Genomic DNA, 23436 nt, shown 5'->3' with positions numbered 1-23436 from the left:
GTGCCTTAACACCGTTCATCCGTATACAAATAAATTTCAGGAACTTACGTTCTTATTTCTGTAATTTGAGGTATACTGGATAGTAACTAAAGGAGGCGGACCATGGAACTTATCAAAGACAAATACACTCCCGCATTAATCGATCGGACCGGCGAACAGATGCGTCAATTCTACCCTAAGCTGGATACACAGCAATTTCATGAATTGGTTTTCGCCGAAGGCTGGGAACAGTTGGAATTCAAAGCGCGCATTCGCAGAATCACACTGGCTTTGACCCAGGTACTGCCGGACAATTATGAGGAAGCATTACATATTATCGAACAAGCCGCCCCTACGATGAGAGGCGTTGAATATCTGTTTGTACCGGATTTTATCGAAGTGAACGGACTTGACCCAGAGGATTACGAGTTATCCATGAAGTATCTGACCCTCTTCACACCTTATTCCAGCTCGGAGTTCGCGGTACGCCCGTTTATTGAACTTTATCCAATCCAAACGATGAAACATATGATGGCGTGGGCAGAGAGCAACAACGAGCATATCCGCAGACTTGCCAGTGAGGGCAGCCGGCCACGTTTGCCATGGGGTGCGAAACTCCAGAACTTTATCACTGATCCAACACCTGTACTTCCGATTCTGCATGCATTGAAACAGGACGAGTCCCTCTATGTTCGCAAAAGTGTCGCCAATCATCTGAATGACATCTCCAAGGACCACCCTGAACTGGTTATGGATCTGGCCACGACCTGGTACGGACAACATGCACACACAGACTGGATTGTCCGGCATGCCAGCAGGTCATTACTGAAGAAAGGACATAACAAAGCACTGAGTCTTTTTGGTTATAACGAGCAGGATTCGATTCACATTGAGCAGCTTCAGCTTGTCCAGGATACGATTAGCATTGGCGAGGATCTCCATTTTTCGTTCGATGTCGTTAATGAGAGCGGCGAGTCCCAGATGCTGCGAATTGAATATGAGATGGGTTATATGAAGGCAAACGGCAAGCAGGCCCCCAAACGGTTCAAATGCTCCGATAAAATGTACCCGACAGGCAGAACCAAGGTAGCCACCAAACAATCCTTCAAAGTCATCACAACGAGAAAATATTATGCCGGTCTGCATACGCTTACCATTCTTGTGAATGGCAAAGAAGCAGCTACAACTTCTTTTGTTCTTGAAATGGAGTAAAAGGAAGTCATCATAAGTTATACACAGCTTGTTGAAGCGGAATAGTTATTCACATGTGGATACATTTTTTCAAAACTTCTAATAGAAGAATCAGAAAGGCCACCTGGCAAACATCATCTCCCGACATTTATTACTGCCCGAGATCATGGCCCAGTGGCCTTCTTCATATGTAGTTCAAACTGCAATTCCCCTTACCCACCCTCACCGCTATCCAAAGACCTGCATATGGTCGTAACAATTAGAAAGATACACGATACATCCATGCTGCGCATTCTTGTAACAATATTGGGCTAAATAATGATGTGGGTTAGACATGGCCCAGCGTCTACCAGGTTTCCAACTTCCCGTTGGTGGGTTATGCTCGCTTCATTTGGATAGGGTTACCGACGCAGTTTTATTCCTCGATTAAGTCTATGGTCCAGTTCTTCTCCTGAATTTTAAAATCCAGTTCCCGGTAGGATTTCGAAAGGCTATCCACTTTATGTTGAATATCTGCTATGTTCACGGTTCGCTCATACTTCACTTCAGAACGACTGTACCGATCCTGGCGAATGGACGCATTCTGCAAAACTTCGTTAAACGATGCTCTTTCTTGCATGATTCCATCCCGCTCTGCAAGGGCATCTGCAAGCGTAACTCCAGCTGTGAAGTCAGTCTGTGCATTGGTCTTATTAATTTTCTTAACCAATACCGTCAGGCTCCGGATCGTATTCTCCAGGTCAATCATAAGCAACTGTGGGTCCTCTGCTGGCTGTTCACCTTCCTGAACTTTAACTACGCGTTCCAGACGTTGCTTAAGCTGAGCTATCTTCTTCTGCTCATCTGCACGCAGTACAAGAGCCTCTGCCAATCTCATCGTATCCCATCCTTCCACAATGATATGTATGGATAATTCATCCAGAATCTATTCACATATCGTTATATTTTACCTGTGGATACACGTTATTACAAGTTTATGTTACTAACATCTGATTACACTGGTTCTCACTTAAACCAGCCCCGTTTTACAAACCAGGCCACCATGCTTCCGCCAAGCACAAACATCAACAGTAACACCGCACCATACCCAAACTTCCATTGAAGCTCAGGCATATAGGCAAAGTTCATGCCATAAATGCCCGCGATCAGTGTGAGCGGCATAAATACAGTCGTAATCACCGTGAGTGTCTTCATGATCTGATTCATCCGGTTGGAGTTCAGGGAAATATAACTATCGCGCAGGTCAGCGGTCATCTCCCGATCGGCTTCAATCATATCCGTCAGCTTCAATAAATGGTCATAGATATCGGTAAAATATGCCGTATGTTCGCCTGTTCGTTGTACATGCTGGGAATTGACCACCCGATAGAGCAGATCCCGCATCGGTACTACCGTTCGTCTGAGCTTCAGCAATCGAGTCCGCAGATCAAACACCTGGTTCATCAAGTCTTCAACTGACTCCTGTCCACCCCGGTTCTCCAGTTCGGCCAGTTCATCCTCAATCGCAAATAGAGACGGAAAATAATGATCGACCAGCTTGTCCATCACCGTATAGGCTGCTGCCACCGGACCTCGCGCCCAAATGGTTCGTTCATGAGCATGGTGCAACAAGCGTTCCCACGCTTCATCCACTTCCTCCAATACGCCATGATGAAAAGACACTAGGAAGTTTGATCCGAGAAACAAGTCAACCTCCTCGGCTTCCAGTGTGGACGGGTTCAGTGCATGCAGCACAAGAAACTGCAGATTATCATAATAATCGAGCTTGGGCCGCTGCAACACATGCAGACAGTCCTCAATAGCTAAAGGGTGAAAATGAAAATATGTATCCAGCCAACGGCTTTCCTCTTCCGTTGGCTGGTTAAAATCGGCCCATACCCAGGCGTAATCGTTCAGATCCAGCTGTGTAAGTGGTACGTTAACGGAGACTTGATGTTCTCGTGTAATGGCGAGTGTACGAATCATAAATTAGACCACGTCCTTGTCCTGTATCTTTACGTTATTGTACACAGGTATCTTCAAACTCGACAACAAAAAAAGCCAACCCTGTTGGCTTCTCTCATTTCCCTATCCACAGTTCCCTGTATCCACAGGAATATCTTCTTTTGGTTTATCATTCCACGGATGGCTATCCACATATCCAGCCTGTCCACACGTTCATGCACAGGCGTCTCTTGATTTTGGTTGTATATTTATCCACATATCCCGATATTCACACAGTTATGAACAGATTGTCTGGTAACTCCGAATTTGTTCGGGATAACTTCTCTTTTTAGAAAATAATCCAGTACAATAATCCTGCCAGTGCCCCAGTAATCGGAATCGTAATGAACCACGTAATAATGATACGTCCAGCAAGTCCCCATTTCACCGCAGAGAAACGTTTCGCGGAGCCCACACCCAGAATAGCTGATGTGATCGCATGCGTTGTACTCACTGGAAGGTGAAGCAACGTTGCTGTGAAAATAACGGATGCAGCTGACAGATCCGCGGCAAATCCGTTAATCGGTTCAATTTTAAAGATTTTGGTACCCATCGTTTTGATGATTTTCCAACCACCAATGGATGTACCCAGAGCCATCGCAGTTGCCGCTGAAATTTTAACCCACAGCGGAACATCCAGATTATCCTGCACACCTGCTGCAACCAAAGCAAACGTAATAATCCCCATCGCTTTCTGTGCATCATTCGTACCATGCGTGAATGCTTGCAGTGCTGCCGTGAAAATCTGTACCGTACGGAAACCTTTGTTCACGTTATGCGGACTGCGTTTGGCGAAAATATATTTGAGAATCGTCATGACCACATAACCGATGGCAAACGCGATCAGAGGTGATAATAACAAACCTCCGACGATATCAATGAATCCGCTCCACTTCACTTTATCAGAACCTGCGCCAACGAGCACGGCACCTGCAAGTGCTCCAATAAGTGCATGTGAGGAAGAAGACGGAATACCAAACCACCATGTAACCAGGTTCCAGATAATCGCTGATATCAAGGTGACTATGACGACCTCTATCCCGTTATCCAGCGTGGTGGGGTCGGTCACACTCCCCCCAATCGTCTTCGCAACACCTGTGAACATCATCGCACCGACAAAGTTCATCACCGCCGCCATAAGAATAGCTCGACGCGGCGTCAGTGCTCGGGTTGAGACCGAAGTCGCAATGGCATTGGCCGTGTCGTGAAAACCGTTGATGAAGTCAAACGCCAGTGCAAGGAAGACGACTATACCCAATACCCAAATCGTTGTTTCCATTATTCTCTGGCTCCTTAAGAATTACGCATAATGATGGATTCAAGCACGTTCGCCACGTCTTCACAAGCATCCGTTGTTGTCTCAAGACGTTCGTAAATTTCCTTACGCTTGATCAGTTCAATCGGATCAGACACGGTAGCGAAGAGATGTTTGATACACATGCGCAGCACTTCGTCGCCTTGGTTTTCCAGATCATTCAAACGAATGGTGTACTCACGGATCGCGAGCAATTTTTTCTGGGACAGTAAATGGATCGCCTTCTGAATTTCGTAAGCAGATTGGCGCAAAATTTCAGCAAACTGTATGACGAACTCATCATCTGGATCTGTCAGTTGGTACATATAGAAACGGGAAGCCGTTGCTTCGAGTCCGTCCAATACGTCATCAAGTGTTGTTGTCAGCTCCATAATATCATCGCGTTCGATCGGCGTGATAAATGTTTTGTTGAGTTCTGTAATGATCGTATGCACGTAATCATCACATTTCGACTCGTACTTCTTCATTTCATTAGCAAAAAGAGTCACATCCTGAAGGTTGGAAACATGCTGGGAGAAATAATCTGCCGCTTGAACAACCGTATCTGCCATATTCTCCAGTGTCTCAAAAAATATATCCTTCTTCTTCTTAAGCTTCATAGCTCTATCCCCTTTACGAGAAAAATTGCCGACAACCGATGAAACATGAAATGACAACCTTTGATATCTTATCATATTTGTTTCATGGTTTGTACAAAAGGTGTGATCCTTTTTTATATTCTTATCACATTAATCTGAAATGAATCTTAATTATTTGGAATAATGGTAAATTCAAGTCAAGATTTTACACTGCGTTTACAATTCGACATCAAAATTCAAAATCGACACGATTCTACTTTTCACGCTTAGGACAAATATAATGCCTTTTCGACGACAAAATGAATACAAGTTTCATTGTTTTCTTTCATTACATCCTTTTATTGCTGCGCAGCCAGCTTCACATGACTGGAAAATTCCGGTTGATTGGGAACAATGCTGATAAAGGTTTTACCTGGTACAAGAGCAACTTCACTGCCACCTTGAACAAACCGTATAATATCCCCCTGCTTCTTCACCCACTGCCCACGAATCATCTTGCCCTTCTGAAAAAGCATGGCTTCCCCGCCCTGTTCCAAATTAACGGACAACCGACCTACATTATCGAGCACCTTGTGATCTGCACCTGCCACAATGATGTTTGCTGCACCAAGTTGAGTCCCATTATCCAGATCCTGATCTGCCTTGCCATTCACCATTCTCATATATCGTCCGCTAACTTCATCATAATCATACGTCACCCGGTAACTATCCAATAAATAATGGATATTAAATTGCTTCACTGCCTCTCCTACGGATGTCGCGCCTTCTTCGTTGTAATTGTATACCGGCGACTTGAAATCATGGCTGTAACCCTTGATGTCTGACCCTTCTCTCAGCTTGTCCGCTGAAGTATACAGATTATGTGGGGCTTTACGATCTGAGGAACGCCAGAAGTAAGGTCCACCATTCGAGATTTCATCCATATGCTGTTTCTGCTGCCTTTGCAAAATGGAATACGCCTCCGGACTGCCTCCGGCGTGAACAAGTACCCCATCATAACTCTCGCCGAGCTCAATTAGATATGGACGTATACTGCGAACGGGTCCAACCGTCTCAGCACCGCCTCCACTCTGGAAGATGGCTATGAAACGGGTAATGCCTCCCTCAGCGAGAACTTCAAGAATGATATCGGCTGAACTTAGACCCGATTGGGGCCGAGCTGCGGGTGCATTATTAATCATTACGGCGAGTGGTCGACGCGTAATCGCTTCATCTACAGGCAGACCCGTCAGAGGTGCTGTATAGAGAGACGTGTTGGTTTCCTCCACGTGTTCTTCTTGTACAGGTGCAGGTGTCGGTTCTGGCTGAACTGGCATCTGCGCCACCTCCTGGTTTTGGCAGGCAACAAGACTTAATGAGAGAATAAACAGAGATGCAGTCGATGCTGCTTTGTTCCATTTAAAAAGCTTCAATAGAGGACCTCCTGAACGATATGGCCTGGTTCTAAGTTGTGATATATGTCTCATGTGGGCAACCATTTCACGTATTTCTTTCCATTTAATCACACCCCATCCGATTTGTCTGCGCCTAGAAGGCCTTGATACAGCTTGAAATTCACATTTGAAACAGCATATAGCCAGAAAAATATGTCCTAAATGTGAACTTCTCAAACCTTACTTAAAATTTGAACTAGATTGTGATTTTAATCACAAACAAAACAACTTTTGAACTATACAATAAAGACATCAAAGGTGATCACTTAGAAAAACAAAAACAACACACACTAGATTCCATGAAGGAGTGGTTCATATGTTCAGCACAAACCAATGGCTTAGAGAAAACAAAGTAGCAATGTGGATTTTGACAGTACTTCGGGTGTATATCGGTTATGATTGGATGACTCATGGATGGAGCAAATTGACTGGCGGATTCGAAGCTGGCGGGTTCCTTGCAGGGGCATTGGAAAAAACAACGGGTGATCATCCAGCAGTTCAAGCATGGTGGGGAACGTTCCTTGAGAAATTCGCAGTACCAAACGCAGGACTGTTCGACTTCGTTATCCCATTGGGTGAATTCCTTGTAGGTTTGGGTCTCATCCTCGGTTGCTTCACTACACTAGCAGCACTGATGGCTATGGTCATGAACTTCGCGTTCCTCTTCTCGGGAACAGTAAGCACGAATGCTCAACTGGTTGTAATGGAAATCTTCCTTGTCGTTGCTGGTGCAAATGCAGGTAAAATCGGTCTGGATCACTGGGTACTGCCTTACCTTCGCGGATTGTTCACTCGTAACAACAAAGGAAATCTTCCTAAAGACACACCAACGATTAGCCCTACTCAAAAAACAGCTTAAGCAATCATTCATAGAATTCTCGGTCCTGCTCCCAATCCCCCTGGAGAGCAGGGCTTTTTACTTTTCAAAATCAGCCTGAATGCCTGACTGACTTGCCCATCCACAGAAAATCGTATTATGATGAAATAAAGTTGAACTTCAAAGGAGTACACGATATGCCGACCCAGCGACGTCTCGAGACCGATGCGGACTTCCAGGAAGCCATGAATATGAAGTATAAGGTTCGAGTTTTCAAAGATAATCACCAGATTGACTCCGGTGGCATCATTATCCGTTTTGACAGCAACACCGTAGTAGTACAATCCAGTGTCAGTGAGCTCGCTTATCATTCGCGTACAGACTGTGAATTGTTCGAAATCCGCAAATAAAGATCTATTGCATGAATAAGTCCTCATATTGAAAAAAGGTTACTGTAGCCCTTCAAGGGTGTACAGTAACCTTTTTTTGTTTATATATTGTAATTATATGCATTAATACACGTTATGTTATCCGTACCAAACTGGCTTCAACCATAATCAGGCTGTTGTCTGTTCCAAGTTACACGCCGTCTCCAAACTGCCAGCAGTTCAAACTGAGCGTTCCGTAAGGGTAAGACTGGAATAGACGCTTCGCTGATCGGGACATATCCGCTGTACCCATGGCGTAGAACAAAGGTGCAATGTGTTCTGTACCATACGACGGAACCGCCGTACGTGCATGAGGGGCTTTTTTCTCATATTGAAACAGTTCTCTTGTGTTCCACTGCTGCAAGCGCTCCCCGATCCAGTTATCAAATTCCACCGCCCACTCTTGCGGTTCATCCGTATTGCCCAGCAATCGCAAATTGTGAACCGTTCCACCGCTGCCAATGATTAACACATCATCATGACGTAGCTGTTCCAGCATTCGGCCAATATCATACTGTTCCTGCGGCGTACGCAGCGAGTCTACAGATACAGCAATCACAGGAATGTTAGCCTCGGGATACATATGGAGCAACGGTACCCATACGCCATGATCCAGCCCTCGGCCTCGAATCGGCTGATGTGCCAGATTGCTACGGGTGAACAAAGCACATATCTCGTTCGCTAAATCCGGCTGCCCAGATGCAGGGTATTCCATCGTATACATCGTAGAAGGAAATCCGTAAAAATCATGCAAGGTCTGATGTGTATCATCCATCGTCACGGACGGTTCAGGACAATCCCAATGCGCCGTAAATACGACAATGGCTTTCGGAGCCGGCAGCCTGTCTCCAAGCTGGTTCAAGAAGTGAGTGTAGTCATTGCTCTCCACCGCCAGAGCGGGAGAACCATGCGCAATGAAAAGTGCGGGTAATGTCATTGCTGCCAACCTCCAGACACGGATAGAATGCTTACTCCTCTATTTTACCCTTAAGAAGGCGCTTTTCCAAGCTGACATCCCCAAACAGTTGTAATCCTGCCACTTATATCATCCAGTGTTGCCAATCCTGCTCGATCTTCTGACGTTCACCCAGCCACTCTCTGGTACGCGTAATCAGCTGTTCCCGCTCTTTACCTGAAGAGAAGGTGTGATCACCCTGGAAGATGATCTCCTTGTCGCAACGGCCTTCCTGGCGCATCCAGAATACCTTTTGATACAGGAATGCATAGTCTACAGGGATAATCTCATCTGACGTGCCGTGCACGACTAGAACATCGCCGCTAAACTTGACTGCTTCCTGGAATGGCTGTTGTTCAGCGAGAGATTCGAAAAAGGTCGGTGTGAATTTGTATCCCAGATAATCAGCCGCACCCAGTTTCACGCCTTCATCGTATACTTCCCGCCCCGTAATCTTCACGATATCATTGAATGGATAACCTACAGAGGACCACATAACCAGATTCTTGACACGTTTGTCGCGCACAGCAGTTAGTAATGCAACGGCACCACCCAGACTATGACCAATTAGTGTAACACGCGTAGGATCTACATCACTGCAATTCACCGCGTAATCCAGCACCGAACGGGTCTGCAGCACCATGGACTCCAGTCCCTCTGCTCCGTACTCCCCACTGCTCTCTCCGCAACCGATATAATCGAAACGCAAGACCAGATAACCGTCTTCAGCCAGCTCCCGTGCAGTCTTTACAAACAAACGATCCACGCCGATCCGGCTACCAACGAAGCCGTGGCAGATGACCGCCAGAGGGACCCGTTGCTGACTCTTCTCCTCCTTGATATCTTTCACGACCGGATAATGAATCGTGGCTGTTAATTCTTCCTGTCCATGACGGATACTGATCTGACGTTCCATACCGATTTCCCCTTTCCACCCTTAGCCTGTTAACTTCCATTTATTAAATATATATAATCCGATAAGTTTAGTGTGTATTAAGATGTTATTCATATATTATCATCCCGTACCCTGCAAGTCAACGTAAGTAAGAACCCTTTCTACGTCGACTACCAATCTACATTTTATCGGATAATAAGCACAAAAAAATGAGCCACGCTGATGACAGCTGGCCCGGATATCATTTAGAATTCAAATCAAGTGTTACAGGATCGTTATTCGTAGCTTCTACGGAACATCTCGTGGGTCTCCACCCGTCCATTCCACTCATGCTCATGACCCGAATCACTATTGTCCCAGAAACTTCTTCCCTTCAAATTGCCATCTGTCAGTTCTTCTGCATACTCCGTATCCTCCAGGTTCTCTTCAAAGGATACAACCTCGTCCACGACTCCACGGGAGTTGCTGTTCAGTAGCAGCTTCCGCGTCAATTCTGTTTGTTTATCCATAACAAGCACACTCCAATCTTGGATTTCTGTTGGAAATGCTACTATTGTGATGGAATTGGCTGCTCTTTATGCATACTTCACACAATCGTTAGATCTGTGAGGCGTGAGGGTATTTTTTCACATGAACAGGGGAAAATAAACGAACAAACATAGGCAGCATATGCCTCGGAATCCTTCGGCCGAAAGGAATGAATTCATGGAACATCTACTGGAATGGATTCAACATCACGGTAAACTGGTGCTGTTATGCACCTGTGTTATACTGGCCTGTGTATGGATATGGGTCCACCATGAGCAACTTTTTTATAAGGAATGACTTTGCGAAACGAGAGCCCTTCCCGTATACTAAAATACCGTCAGGGTCTTCAGTCCATTGGAAGATCAGAACGTGTGTAGACAGGGGGAGCAATCATTGGGGATTTCCTATAAGAAGCTTAAAGAAATACAGAATCGGCAAATAACTGAGATGAGTCGAATGACACCTGAACATGTGAAACTGTATGACGAGATCAGCACAATTGCGCGTCATGCGCCAGCGGACGAGAGAACACAGGAAGAGTGGATACTCTCCGCAGGAAAAGCAATCGTACAGGCTCAGCGGGATAACAAACCCGCTCGCGAGTTATACGGACCTGATCTGGAACAAGACATCCATGCACAGCTAGGGATTACAAATACAGCACCGGAGAAGACGACTGCCGTTGAGGTGGGTAAATCCAGCCCAACCCGTGATAATAGTTCAACAGCTTCATCGAAAAAGAATGCCAACGCTGTAGAACCACAGCCAACTGAGAATCCAGAACCTGTGAAACGGACACCAAAGTGGTATGCCATGATCGCTTGGGCGGCTTTGTCTTTTGTCATGTTGATTCAAGGATGTGTGGGATTGTTCGTGGGTTGGACTGGCGGAGATACGGAGCCGTTCCAACACATCAGTCTGTTCTCTCTGATCGTTGCGGCAGTTGGCGGTATTGCATTGGTGGAGATGCTTCGCCGCCTTGCTGAGCGACCGGACGATGAAGGAGCGGACAAGAACACCGTACCTAAGGTTAACCTTAAGGGAATCATCATTTACATCGTCATCGTGGTCCTTGTGCTGTTTGTAGGGTATCCACTACGTGATAAACTTCCGGTATTTGCACTGGCTCCGTGGGTGAGTGCCGTGATCGGAGTTGTGGGACTTGCAACGGTAAGACCTTTATTTGGACAAAAGAAAACAGTATAACACGTATATAAGCGATAAAGGGGCCTCACGAATTCGTGAGGTCTTTTTCCATTTGGAGCTGGTTCCGATGTTTGATTCCTTTGCCCGGTGTCTCTCCAAACTCCCGCTTGAACATCCGGATAAAATAGTTCACTTCCATCCCTATGGTCTCTGCCGCCTCTCGTACACTTGCTCCTGGATGCTTGTCCATCCAGTCCGAAGCCTTCTGCAAACGTAATCGTTGCATATATTGATGTCCTGTCACGCCATAATGATGATGAAATAATCGATTGAGATGCTGAACCGAATAGCCCACTGCGTCAGCGACATGCTTCAATAACAGATCGTCCTGATAGTGCGTATGCATCAATGCTACTGCTCGGATGAGTGCATCCTTGCTCGGATCGGGCTCCCGATTAGAGTGTTTTACAGTGCCATCCTGTGCCCTAGATGATCCAATACCTCCTATGCCGACATCAGATGGTATTTTCGATTGTGCTATATCCAAAATGAGCTGGTAAATCAGGGTTGATGTGTTCCACATCTCCGTTGCTCCTTGATCCAGCGCATGCCAGAGATTGGTCATCCGTGACCAGATGATTTCAAAACCAGAGATATGGCACGGTTCGTTCTGAAGCAAACCCGCGGATTGTAGTACCGATCCAGCCGATGCACCGCCAATACCGATATAACCCAGTTCCCCTTTGGATTTGGAATGAGGCACATACTCATGCGCAACCTCGGGTTCCACGATGAATAACTGCCCTGCGCCTATCGTCCATGTCCCTTTTCCCGTTATCTTGAACTGCCCTTCACCACCGCGTGACAAAAACAACTGATACACCGGAAATCCATCCGGTCTATGCAGAACTTTCTCTTCCTGCGTGCCCACACAATACAGGTACAGCGGCAACCGGGAATCCGGCAGGCCCGTCAAACGAAATGCAAGCATTCCATCATTCCTTTCGGCTCATAGGCTTCTAGCTTATTCCTTCTATTATCCATCCGTTTGTCCTGTTCCAGCAATGGTCTAAGGAACCTTTTTGGCGACAAGATTTTCAAAATGGAAGTTGCCGCGATAACGTTAAACGTTATCTACGAGGGAATGATAAAGACTCCCTTTCCGTATGGAAAGGGAGTTAATGGATTCGAATTCCTAAAATTCAATTACCCAGTATGCGTTTCAACCGCATTTGTCTATCTTAAAATCATGAACCCTGCGTAGTGGATAGCTCGTTTGTAGCAGATGCTTGAGTGCCATTACCACCTGAAGTTCCCGCGCCCTTATTGTCAGTTCCCTGACCATTGCCAGAAGAAGCTGGCGGAATATCAAATGTTCTTTCTGCACTGACAGATGTATATTTCGTCGATTCACTCACCACTGAGACTACCAAAACTTTGTATTTACCCGCTCCAAAAGCCATATTATTTGAATCATTGGCGGAATTTCCAATATCCACTATTGCTGTCCCTGAAGAAGTACCACCCGTATCAACAGTTTTTAAAGCTCTCCCAGCAGTTCCTGAACCGCTTCCTTCTTTAACAATGTACACATCGTAACGAGTAATCCCTAATTCATTTGGCTTATCGAAACTTACATTGATTAAATTATCAGTTACTTTTGCTTCTAAAGCAGTTACCGTTTGCACTGGTGTTACTGTCTGTTTCTTCGCATTAATAGTGAATGTAGATGAAGCCAAACTTGATTCACGATTATTGTCGTTTGATTCAGATAAAATATACACCGTGTATGATTTGCCTGCTTCAATTTTTTGACCATTGATATCAGACAGTACACCCGGAAGTATGGCATTTCCACCAGATGTTTCCACGTATTTTATTGTAGTGGAATTGTTTTCTTTCGCTATATTCTTCGCTACATTGAGCCCAAATGCGCTTCCTGTCGGAGCAACCATAACAACATAACGTCCAATGCCTGCTTTGGAAGCTGGTTCCGTATATCTCAAAGTCACATCCGTTACATCACCAGCTGCTTGCTCTTCTTTCTTAACTTCAACGTTAGTAATTGTAACTACTCCTACTGCAATAGTTACGGACAATTTAACATCTGCATAGGCCGTTGACAGCACATTGGATGAATTACCTGTATTACTTACCGCAAGTACAAATATGCGATAGTTCTCATCATTGCGAATAGTTGTACTATCTGTTGCCTTGGTATCGTCTAAAGTCACCGTGTAATCTCCGCTTCCTCCAGCTTTATTTACCACCTTAAAGTTGGAGTTCCGATTAGCTTCCGACAAATCAAATCCACTCAAGTTGGAAGTTTTGACTACAAATACACGGTAATGGTACACGTTCGTCTCATTCGACGATCGATTAAATGTCACACGCAAATCACGTCCATCTCCGTTATCCGCGATGTCCTTCGCAGTCACACTGGTGGGAGCGGTAACAGCCGTGTTCGCAGTCAGTGTGATCTGAGAAGAATATGAAGACAACGCATTTTGACTTGAGTTTCCGCTATTGCTTACTGACATAACGAATACACGATAGGAAACGTTATTGGAAATAAGGGAACCGCTTGTATCATTTGCATTAGGAAGCGTAACTGACAAGTTACCACCCGTTTTGTTCACCTGCGTATAGTAGTTCGACGCATTAGCTGCACTTAGTGTGAAGTTGCCCGCATTACCGGAGCGAACAACGTATACTCGATATCCAGAGATTCTGGATTCATCCGCGGCCTTGTTGAAAGACACCCGTAGATCACGCCCATCACCGTTGTCACCAATATCCGCAACAGCCAAGTTGCTAATGACTCCCGCGTTACCGGTCGTTGTCAGTCTCAGAGCTGTGGAGGAAGCTGACAGCGCATTCGTGTATCCATTTTGCTGATTGCCCACCGCCATCACAAAGATGCGATAATCTTGCAGATTCGTTACATTATAACCACTTGTGTCCTTCATGGATGAAGGCAAAGTCGTTGTAATGTTGTTACCTGTTTTGTTCACCGTATAGTACAGACTGGAGGACAGGTTACTCGCCGTTGTCAGATTAAAGCTGCTGGCAACCGAGTTACGCACCACAAAGACGCGATAATTCGCCACCTTGGACTCATCTGATGAACGGTTGAAACTCACCTGAATGTCACGACCATCTCCATAATCCGAGTTATCCTTCACCTGCGTAATTACTGGAGACGTTGCTGTGTTCACGGACAACGTAAGTGAAGATGATGCTGCGGACAGCTTGCTGTCTGTTGTTGTATTAGTGCTTACCGACAAGATGTAGACCACATACGCTGTGCCACTTTTAATCATTTCGCCAGACGTATCCCGTGTCGAAGAAGTCAGCTGGCTTTTCACTGCGGTACTGTTTCCTTTGTATATGATCGTGGAGTTTGCACTGGACACTTTATTCGCTGCAGCCAGATTGAACGCAGAAGAGTCCTTCGCTTTGACTACAAAAGCACGATAATACGTAATGTTCGATGTTGTGCTCGGCTGCGTGAAGTTAATCTCCAGATCGCGGCCATCGCCATAGTCACTAATATCTGCGGCACGCAGACTTGCAACCGCCTGTACTGTGGATTTCACATTATTGAGCTTCAATGCTTGGGAAGACCAGTTCAGTGCATTTTTATAATTATTGCTGCTGTTACCAACAGTCAGTACGTACAGACGATACGTTTCATTACTATTGAGCAAATCCCCGTTCACGTCACGTGTCTGCGCGTTAAGTGTCAGTTTCGGGTTGCTGCCATTTGGTGTAACAGATGTATAGTTCGCAGAAGGTACGGCAGTTGCTGAGGACTCCGTGAAGCTATTCACATCGCGAGTTTTTACCAGCATAATCCGGTAAGCAGATACCGCCTTCTCTGAAGTTGGACGTGTGAAGCTCACGGTCAAGTCACGACCATCTCCGTTACTTCCGGATACCGAACCATAGATGTTCCATGCAGCATATTGTGTCTCATCTACTGGAGGTGTTGCTGTTGTCTTGATATCTACACGCTGATTGCGTGAGTTCCAGAATACTTTTTCTCCAAAAGCTTCACTGACAAAACGAATTGGAACCATCGTGTTGCCCTTAATCGTGTTTGCAGGTACATCCAGCGATATCGCTTCCCCGTTGATGTATGCCGTTTTGGAACCAAGTTTCAAAGTAACTTCCTGATCATCGCGAGTTGCAACAATCGTTTTGGTTCTGTTCGTGTATTGTACCTTCGCATCCAATCCTTCAAAAATCGACCGAAGCGGAACGAGTACGCGTCCACCTTTCATGACAGGTGCCTGAGCAGATGATAACTCTGCATCATTGATGTATATGCTGATTCTCGCGGCTGCATCCATAACCGACGTTGGAAGTGCGGACATCAGCATGGCCGATACAGCCAGCGCTGACATTACCTTCTTCACTTGTTTTCCTCCCGCTTTCCTCATATCCCATATCCCCATTCTCACATTTAGTTAACATCGAAATAGATTCGCTGTTCTTTTCATTAATTCCTGTATTTACCTATGCACAACTAAGACGTTCCGATCGGCTCAAAAGTTTCCAGTTGTACAAAAAATATTTTCTCAGAAATCTTCCTCTATCTTCCACCCTCCAAAAGTTAAAAATAACAGAAGAATTTGTCACCATTCCGCAACCACATCCTGCACCAATTGGGTTAATGTATAGTGACTAGTGAACAACACCTATCATTTTCTCAACTACGGGAGGTTCATATCTATGACATCATCGTTCCAATCTGCCAAACGTAAAGGCATGCGCACCTTCATTACAGCCACCGCCATCCTCATGCTGCTCCAAACAGCTGTCGCTCCCTTATCCGGAGTCGCTGCTGCCGCTTCTTCCAGTACAGATACCAAAGTCACAACTGCCGGTTCAACAACGATATATAAAACATTTCAGTCTATGCTCTACAAAAAGAACGGCTTGCCTGCCGCGGATATTTATCTCGAATCTCATATCAAAAAAGTAACAAAGCATCACGCCACCCTGATGGTGCTTCAATTGGAGAATGCTCGCCTGAAGGCGCTAAGCGCCATGACAGACCGCCTGCTCGTTCCTAACGTTCAGGACAAGATGATCAAGGCTTACAAGTTGAATGATAGCTTCACCAAACTCATGGAGCGTACCCAGGACTCCGATCTGCGTGCACTGTTAAAAGAAGCCCGTGACAGCGGCTACCGCCTCGTCATGCTCGAAGGCTCCCTCTATCCCATAATGAATTATGCGGCATTCGTGAAATATACCTCTGTAATTAAAGAGGACATCTCTAGCTACATCAGTATCATGACAAAGGAAACAAAAAACTTGCCTGCGGATGACGGTGCTCTGGTCATTGGCTATCAGGAAATTCTCCTTCGAGCACTGAGCCAGGAAAGATTCCTGGAGCTGCATCCAAAATCAAATCGGGCCAAGCAGGTGCAGAATCTGTTAAACAGTTATACCCTGTATACCTTTTATGGACTGAACAATACACCGCTGTTTGATTATGACACGAACAAAATGGTTGCGAACGCCCAAAGAGGCTACAACGGCGTCTTGCAGCGTCTTGCATCCGTCGATAGTGAATTCCTCACCAAGCTGGATGCCTTTATGGACGTGGTTAAGGAATCTAAGTATGAAAAAACGACTGCTGTCGAGAAATGGTTGGAGCAGAATGTGCCGGTCAGCGACTACGCGAATTATTGAGTTAATCCGCTTCCATGGTTAATATCCTGTTCGAATTCAGGCTAAATCCCAACAGATAACCACAACAAAAACCGCCACAGGATTCGCTCCTGTGGCGGTTTTCTTCATGCTTTTATCATCAAAACTAACTCAACCGGTCAGCTCCCTGCACTATTGAATCGGTTTGACCATATGATTATACTCATGTCCTGCGATGACAATCACATCGTCTTTGACATATCCCTGCCGTTCGTACAGCATTAGCGCACGGCCGTTGTCCCGTTCTACAATCAAGGATACCTGCGAGTGACCCAGATCTCTGCCCTGCTGCTCAAAAGCAGCCATCAGTGCCCGGCCGATGCCCTGCCCCTGATAAGCTTCACTTACCGAGAGAGTATCCAGATAATACTCCCCCGGACGGGTCTCTTTGACCAATGCATACTTCTCATCCCGGCTTCGTCCAGGTCGATCCAGAATCGGCTGGTCCAGACGATCTGCTTCTCCGCCATCATAGGCTACCAGAATCCCCGCAATCAGCCCATCCCGCTCCATCACTGTCACATGACGATAGCTAATCCGGTTGTTTTCCTGTACATAGAACTCCTGCAAAATCTGCATCGCCTTCTCATGATCCGCCTCACCCGCAAGCGCGTATGCAATGTCTCCTATCGCCTGATACAGCAAAGGAATGACCTGATCAGCATCTTCTATGCGCGCAGGTCTGATCAGAGGAGATGTTTCTTGGTGATCTAATTGCATCTTGGAATCATTCATCAGATTAACATGTTGAACAGATTTAGATTTTTGTTCAGTTCGGTATAGGCGATACCTTTGCGGTTCATACGTTCAATGAGCGGGTGGTAATCTTCCTTGTACATCAGCTCGATGCCCACCAAGGCAGGGCCATTTTCCTTATCATGCTTTTTCGTATATTCAAACCGGGTGATATCATCATTCTTCCCTAGAACTTCCTCCAGGAATTCACGTAAAGCTCCTGCACGCTGCGGGAAATTAACCATGAAATAATACTTCAGACCTTCATAGATCAGGGAACGTTCCTTGATCTCCTGCATCCGGTCGATATCGTTGTTCCCGCCACTAATAACACAGACCACCGTCTTGCCCACGATTTGCTCACGATATTGCTCAAGCGCCGCAACAGCCAAGGAACCGGCAGGCTCGACAACGATCGCATTTTCATTATAGAGTTCCAGAATAGTTGTGCAGGCTTTGCCTTCTGGCACTTTCACAATGTCATCAAGTATACTGTTGCAGATATCAAAGGTGAGATCGCCAACCCGTTTCACCGCTGCACCATCCACGAATTTATCAATATCATCCAACGTCACAACCTGTTTGCGGAACATCGCCTCACTCATGGAAGCTGCCCCAAGTGGCTCAACTCCAATGATGCGTGTCTCTGGACTCACGGTCTTCATGTAGGTTCCCACGCCGGCTGCCAACCCTCCGCCACCAATTGTCACGAACACATAGTCGGCATTCTCATCGAGACTTTCCATGATTTCCATCGCTACCGTACCATTACCTGCAATTATCTTCGGTTGATCAAAAGGATGGATAAACGTCATGCCCTGTTCGTCACATGCACGCATCGCTTCAGCATAAGCGTCATCATACGTATCCCCGATCAGCACCACTTCAACGTTGTTTCCACCAAAGCGACGCACCTGCTTCACCTTCTGGTTCGGTGTTGTACTCGGCATGAAGATTTTGCCGTTAATTCCAAGGGCATTACAGCTAAAAGCAACACCCTGAGCATGGTTGCCCGCACTTGCACAGACAATACCCTTCTCCATCTCGGCTGGTGTCAGACTGCGAATCATATTATAGGCGCCCCGAATTTTGAACGAACGCACCACTTGAAGGTCTTCCCTTTTCAGATACACATTACAGTTATATTTGGCCGACAATACAGCATCCCGCTGTAACGGCGTTCTTACAATGACCTCACGCAGCACATGATGTGCGCGTACGATATCTTCCATGCCAACACTGGCACGACCGGGACTTGTGGTTCCCGTTGGTTCTTGTTCAACTGGTTTCATGTTGTCTCCACACTCCGCTTTTATTGTCTAGCAATGTCGCGCACTGCTTTTCTTTGTATTGTATCACTTTTGCTCTGTTCTTGCGCCTGAGCTCACGTCATTTATCATTCGTACAATTTCATCAATAATGACCTGAGGGTCTGTATACATAACCATATGTCCCGATTGATCGGCCCCAATCCATCTCGCATTGGACAGCTGGCTCACCGTCTGACGATGCGCCGTAATGAGGGCAGGTCTTATTTTCCCCTCTCCCTTGCCCGGTTTCGTACCCGAGATCACGCTAACTTCCAGATCACCCAGAGCCGGAGGATGTTCCAGCAGCGCTGCCATGTCATCCAGAAATGTTTTGCCTTCTGCAAGCATCGTGCTGGCTGCCCGTACAGTGAAATCCTCCTTGAGGTGATCCGCTGCCACATCGTCAGGCTGAACACTTCCAGCTTTGCTGCCAAACATCTTATATAAGCCAGTCCGCGCCATGATTGGAATAATGAAACCATTGATGGCAAAGCTCTTTTTAGTAAGCTTGGAAAAATACATTTCGCAATGCTCGTCTGATGGATCTACCAGAATAATGCCACGTAATCGAGATAGATGTGCAGCTGCCGCAGCCCGTACAATCGGACCACCCCAGCTATGTCCAACCAGAATGAATGGGCCTGGGCCCAGAGCTGTCAGCAGTTCTCCAAGATCCCCTGCAATGCGTTCAAGGCTGCGGGGAGCCGAGTCGACATCACTTCGTCCCGCCCCTGCCCTGTCATACACAACTGCACGTGCATGCTCAGCAATGGCTGGTGCAACCAGTCCCCAGTTTGATCTGGAGACGCCCATACCGGACTCAAATACAACCGTCAGCTCTCCTGTTCCCCTGGACATATAATGTAGTTTGCGACCATCACGGGTCCGAACAAACGCACTTGAACCAAACGTATGTGAGCTAGGGTTAGGATTCATATTCCCCTCCTGATTACGTGCATAATCATCTATCACCGAATCTAATTGAAAATGATTATCAATTACTTCATTATAGAATAATCCATGCTTTACGACAACCATGTTGCTTCAGCAAGTTACAGCATTCCTGTCACCTCTGTCACGTTGCAAGGATCATCCTCCATACACCGTTCCTTTCCCCCCTCCTTTTTCCTTATGCAAAAAGAAAACCCGATCCATGATCGGATCGGGTAACTGTCCCAGCCACTGTGTCGCTGGACCTCACATACACCTTCTTGTTGCTTCGTGCGCAGTTCCTGCACATATTGCATAATTACTTAATCCAAGGATGGACGAATACTCGGTTTAAGAGCACAGCCCCTTATCCCCGAATACCATGATTCTTGTTGTTCAGCTGCTCCAGAAGTTCATTCATCGCTTCTTCCGTCATGGCCCCACCGCTAAACGCAACCAGTGCTCGTAGCGGCATATATTTCATCATCGCATCCATCATATCTGCATGATCCCCGGCATCATCACCGCCGAACCCACTGGCTTCCTGGAATTGTTGCAAAGCCTGGTCCAGTAGCTGTTTATGGGCCGGATCACGCTGGATATCACCCAATGTACTATTACGCGTATAGGTTGGAAGGAATGTCGCTGTAGACTCTACATTCACACGTGTGTGCACATGAATGTCCCGTGAGGAACTGCCTACCTGAATCTCGAACTCTCCGGTCTCCACATGCCAGTCCTTCATATCTACGTTGTAATAGGCGAATGAACGTTTGTTTAGTGTGAAGCTCACCACTTTGGACTCTCCAGGTTCAAGGGCCACCTTCGCAAATCCTTTCAATTCTCTTACAGGACGAATAACTGTGCTCTCTACATCACTGACATACAACTGTACAATCTCCTTGCCCGCTCTGTCACCGGTATTGGTGACCCTTACTTGCACATTCACCTCATCCTGATCGGTCAATTCTGTGCGATCTACCTTCAGGTCAGCATATTCAAATGTCGTATAACTTAGTCCATAACCGAACGGAAACAGTGGCTCCAGCTCTTTTTTATCATAATAGCGGTAACCAACAAAGATGCCTTCCCGGTAATCAACTCGATCCCCTTCACCCGGGAAATTCAGATAAGATGGATTATGGCTGAGTTTGGCAGGGAATGTCTCTGCCAGTTTACCGGACGGATTCACCTCTCCATACAGCAGATCAGCTATCGCTCCACCAACGGCCTGTCCACCAAGATAAGCTTCAAGCACCGCTTGCACCTGCGGCAACCAAGGCATCTCCACTGGAGATCCGTTGCTCAGCACCACAACCACACGTGATTGTACTTTTGCAATCTCTTCAATCAGACGAATATGATTGTCAGGCAGACGCAAATGGGCACGATCATACCCTTCGGATTCATAACGATCCGGCAATCCAACAAACACAACAGCGGTATCCGCTGACTGTGCTGCCTGAACAGCCTCATGCATCAATGTCTCATCCACATCATCCGCTTCAATCCGATAACCTGGGGCATACGAGAAGGTTACACTTTCGCCAGCCACCTGTGTCATCTCTTCCACAATATCATCCACTTTGGTCGGATTAATATGGGAACTTCCCCCGCCCTGGAAGCGAGGTTTACGCGCAAATGCCCCGATTATCGCCACATCGCCTTCACGCCCAAGCGGCAGGATACCTTCTTCATTTTTCAGCAAAACCATACTCTCGGCTGCCACCTTACGCGCAAGTTGGTGATGCTCATCCTTGTTATATGTAGCCCCATCTTGCTTTTGATCAACAGCATTAAAGATCAGCGTAAGCAGACGCTCCACCGCCCGATCCAGCTTGTCCAGCGGCAGTTGTCCGCTCTCTACGGCATCAATCACTTTACGCTCACCGATTCCACCGCTTGTTGGCATCTCCAGTTCCAGTCCTGCTGCAAGAGCGTCTGCACGTTCATTGACCGCACCCCAGTCTGATACCACAAGACCTTCGTGACCCCATTCGTCTTTCAGAATATCCGTAAGCAACCATTCATTCTCACCTGCATACGTACCATTCACCTTATTGTAAGAACACATCACCGTCCACGGCTGTCCATCCTTCACCGCACCTTCGAAGCTTGCCAGATAGATCTCATGCAGTGTCCGTTCATCCACCACCGCATCAATCGACATACGCCGTTCTTCCTGATTATTAACTGCAAAGTGTTTGAGAGACGTACCCACACCCTGGCTCTGCACACCTTGAATATGACCGGTAGCCATCTGCGTAGATAACAACGGATCTTCGGAAAAGTATTCAAAATTACGTCCACCCAATGGGGAACGTTTAATATTTACACCCGGTCCAAGTAATACCGCTACATCCTCGGCCTGACATTCCTCTCCCAAAGCCACCCCGACCTGACGCGCCAGCTCCTTGTCCCATGAACTAGCCAATCCTGCCGCGGACGGGAAACAGGTTGCAGGCACACTCGACGTTAGTCCAAGATGATCCGCACTCCCATCCTGCTTGCGTAGTCCGTGAGGTCCGTCCGTCACCATGATGGATGGAATGCCAAGACGCTCCACCCCTTTCAGATGCCAAAAGTCCAGTCCCGAGCACATGCCCGCTTTTTCTTCCAGTGTCATCCGCTGTACCAGTTCCTTGATGTTACGTTCCACATTAACCCCTCCAGTTCATGATGTTGATACATAGCTATATCACTAAGCATACAAGGTTATCTACCACACATTCAAATGTTTACCCGGTTAGTAACGGTTACATAACACCAGTCAATCATTTCTTCTTCCTGAAGATGATCAAAATAAAAAGGAAAAACAGCCCGATCTTCACGATCAGGCTGTCTCTATACGTTTCATAACCGTCTATCCACCCAATTTACGCCTGAGTCTTAAACCAAGCTGCCGCAACTTCTGCCTCAGTACGAGTCAACTGATGACCCTGACGCTCCCAATGCGTGTTTACATCGGCACCTGCACCGCTGAGCAGCGAAGCAAGTTCCTCGGTTTCACGTCTTGGTACAATCGGATCGTTCTCGCCCGCACCAATGAACACAGGCAGACCTTTCAGATCCGGCAGTTCCAGTCCGCGCAACGGTACCATCGGGTGATGCAGAATTGCACCTTTGAATACATCTGCTTGATGGAAGATCAAGCTTGCCGCAATGTTGGCACCGTTAGAGTAACCCAGTGCATACACGTTGGACCGATCAAAACCATATTCCACCGCAGCTACATCGACAAAAGATCCCAGCTCTGCCGTACGAGCAATCAGATCTTCTTCATCAAAAATGCCTTCGGCCAGGCGGCGGAAGAAACGGGGCATCCCGTTCTCCGATATATTACCCCGCACCCCAAGTATGCCAGCTCCTGGTGCGATCATCTCCGCCAGACCGATCAGATCATTCTCGGTTCCGCCTGTGCCATGAAGCAACAGGATTGTTGGCGCATCCGGCTGAGCACCTGCTTTATAGATATGTTTCATTGTATTG

The 23436-nt window shown here is 46.6% G+C and carries 20 protein-coding genes; 5 read left to right on the top strand and 15 right to left on the bottom strand.

The features are described 5' to 3' along the window. The first annotated feature begins 102 nt into the window (after positions 1 to 102). Entirely contained in the window at positions 103 to 1191 is a 1089-nt protein-coding gene (locus tag MKY01_RS03985) for a DNA alkylation repair protein (protein ID WP_339285448.1), read from the top strand. Between the two features lie 394 nt (positions 1192 to 1585). Here MKY01_RS03985 and MKY01_RS03980 read toward each other — a convergent pair whose 3' ends face one another. From MKY01_RS03980 to MKY01_RS03960, 5 genes are all read right to left on the bottom strand, one after another. Then, positions 1586 to 2047 carry a DIP1984 family protein gene (locus MKY01_RS03980; protein WP_036606052.1) on the bottom strand — a complete coding sequence of 154 codons (462 nt, stop codon included), beginning with the start codon at positions 2045 to 2047 and terminating at the stop codon, positions 1586 to 1588. A 128-nt stretch (positions 2048 to 2175) separates the two neighbouring features. Further along, complete coding sequence (gene corA, locus MKY01_RS03975; protein WP_339285447.1) at positions 2176 to 3135, bottom strand: magnesium/cobalt transporter CorA; 960 nt, start codon at positions 3133 to 3135, stop codon at positions 2176 to 2178. 307 nt (positions 3136 to 3442) lie between these two features. Then, entirely contained in the window at positions 3443 to 4432 is a 990-nt protein-coding gene (locus MKY01_RS03970) for an inorganic phosphate transporter (RefSeq protein WP_036668387.1), read from the bottom strand. A 14-nt stretch (positions 4433 to 4446) separates the two neighbouring features. Further along, entirely contained in the window at positions 4447 to 5067 is a 621-nt protein-coding gene (locus MKY01_RS03965; protein WP_017690670.1) for a DUF47 family protein, read from the bottom strand. 317 nt (positions 5068 to 5384) lie between these two features. Next, a complete protein-coding gene (locus MKY01_RS03960) occupies positions 5385 to 6458 on the bottom strand; it encodes a DUF3048 domain-containing protein (protein ID WP_339285444.1) in 1074 nt (357 codons plus the stop codon). A gap of 337 nt (positions 6459 to 6795) precedes the next feature. Between MKY01_RS03960 and MKY01_RS03955 the strand changes: the two genes are divergently transcribed. Both MKY01_RS03955 and MKY01_RS03950 read left to right on the top strand, forming a co-directional pair. Then, positions 6796 to 7338 (top strand): DoxX family protein, encoded by a 543-nt coding sequence (locus tag MKY01_RS03955; protein ID WP_017690672.1) that lies wholly within the window; start codon positions 6796 to 6798, stop codon positions 7336 to 7338. 155 nt (positions 7339 to 7493) lie between these two features. Beyond that, positions 7494 to 7706 (top strand): hypothetical protein, encoded by a 213-nt coding sequence (locus MKY01_RS03950; RefSeq protein WP_017690673.1) that lies wholly within the window; start codon positions 7494 to 7496, stop codon positions 7704 to 7706. A 169-nt stretch (positions 7707 to 7875) separates the two neighbouring features. On the opposite strand, the gene MKY01_RS03945 is transcribed toward MKY01_RS03950, so the two are convergent. From MKY01_RS03945 to MKY01_RS03935, 3 genes are all read right to left on the bottom strand, one after another. Continuing rightward, positions 7876 to 8661 carry a class III extradiol ring-cleavage dioxygenase gene (locus tag MKY01_RS03945; RefSeq protein WP_017690674.1) on the bottom strand — a complete coding sequence of 262 codons (786 nt, stop codon included), beginning with the start codon at positions 8659 to 8661 and terminating at the stop codon, positions 7876 to 7878. Between the two features lie 103 nt (positions 8662 to 8764). After that, on the bottom strand, positions 8765 to 9595 hold the full coding sequence (locus MKY01_RS03940) for an alpha/beta fold hydrolase (RefSeq protein WP_036606057.1): 831 nt from the start codon (positions 9593 to 9595) through the stop codon (positions 8765 to 8767). 254 nt (positions 9596 to 9849) lie between these two features. After that, a complete protein-coding gene (locus tag MKY01_RS03935) occupies positions 9850 to 10083 on the bottom strand; it encodes a hypothetical protein (protein WP_047840502.1) in 234 nt (77 codons plus the stop codon). A 412-nt stretch (positions 10084 to 10495) separates the two neighbouring features. Here MKY01_RS03935 and MKY01_RS03930 point away from each other — a divergent pair, with 412 nt between their 5' ends. After that, positions 10496 to 11308 (top strand): DUF1129 family protein, encoded by an 813-nt coding sequence (locus MKY01_RS03930; RefSeq protein ID WP_282319436.1) that lies wholly within the window; start codon positions 10496 to 10498, stop codon positions 11306 to 11308. A gap of 25 nt (positions 11309 to 11333) precedes the next feature. On the opposite strand, the gene MKY01_RS03925 is transcribed toward MKY01_RS03930, so the two are convergent. Next, positions 11334 to 12239, bottom strand: a complete 906-nt coding sequence (locus tag MKY01_RS03925; protein WP_339285441.1) for an AraC family transcriptional regulator — start codon at positions 12237 to 12239, stop codon at positions 11334 to 11336. Between the two features lie 256 nt (positions 12240 to 12495). Then, positions 12496 to 15669, bottom strand: a complete 3174-nt coding sequence (locus tag MKY01_RS03920; protein ID WP_339285439.1) for a copper amine oxidase N-terminal domain-containing protein — start codon at positions 15667 to 15669, stop codon at positions 12496 to 12498. A gap of 316 nt (positions 15670 to 15985) precedes the next feature. Here MKY01_RS03920 and MKY01_RS03915 point away from each other — a divergent pair, with 316 nt between their 5' ends. After that, entirely contained in the window at positions 15986 to 16954 is a 969-nt protein-coding gene (locus tag MKY01_RS03915) for a hypothetical protein (RefSeq protein WP_339285437.1), read from the top strand. A gap of 150 nt (positions 16955 to 17104) precedes the next feature. On the opposite strand, the gene MKY01_RS03910 is transcribed toward MKY01_RS03915, so the two are convergent. The 5 genes from MKY01_RS03910 to MKY01_RS03890 all read right to left on the bottom strand — a co-directional run bounded on the left by MKY01_RS03910 (position 17105) and on the right by MKY01_RS03890 (position 23429). Next, positions 17105 to 17692 (bottom strand): GNAT family N-acetyltransferase, encoded by a 588-nt coding sequence (locus MKY01_RS03910; protein WP_339285435.1) that lies wholly within the window; start codon positions 17690 to 17692, stop codon positions 17105 to 17107. A gap of 14 nt (positions 17693 to 17706) precedes the next feature. Further along, entirely contained in the window at positions 17707 to 18999 is a 1293-nt protein-coding gene (ilvA, locus tag MKY01_RS03905) for a threonine ammonia-lyase IlvA (RefSeq protein ID WP_036606060.1), read from the bottom strand. 63 nt (positions 19000 to 19062) lie between these two features. Next, positions 19063 to 19953: an alpha/beta hydrolase gene (locus MKY01_RS03900; protein WP_339285433.1), complete on the bottom strand. Its 891-nt coding sequence runs from the start codon at positions 19951 to 19953 to the stop codon at positions 19063 to 19065. A 361-nt stretch (positions 19954 to 20314) separates the two neighbouring features. Further along, positions 20315 to 22606, bottom strand: coding sequence for a glycoside hydrolase family 3 C-terminal domain-containing protein (locus MKY01_RS03895; protein WP_339285431.1), 2292 nt, complete (start codon positions 22604 to 22606; stop codon positions 20315 to 20317). 217 nt (positions 22607 to 22823) lie between these two features. Next, positions 22824 to 23429 carry an alpha/beta hydrolase gene (locus MKY01_RS03890; RefSeq protein WP_339287082.1) on the bottom strand — a complete coding sequence of 202 codons (606 nt, stop codon included), beginning with the start codon at positions 23427 to 23429 and terminating at the stop codon, positions 22824 to 22826. Positions 23430 to 23436 lie beyond the last annotated feature (7 nt).

The organism is Paenibacillus sp. FSL R5-0486 (assembly GCF_037975155.1).
GTDB lineage: Bacteria > Bacillota > Bacilli > Paenibacillales > Paenibacillaceae > Paenibacillus > Paenibacillus amylolyticus.
The sequence above is the reverse complement of the archived record's forward strand: the minus strand, read 5'-3'. Positions and strand labels throughout refer to the sequence as shown.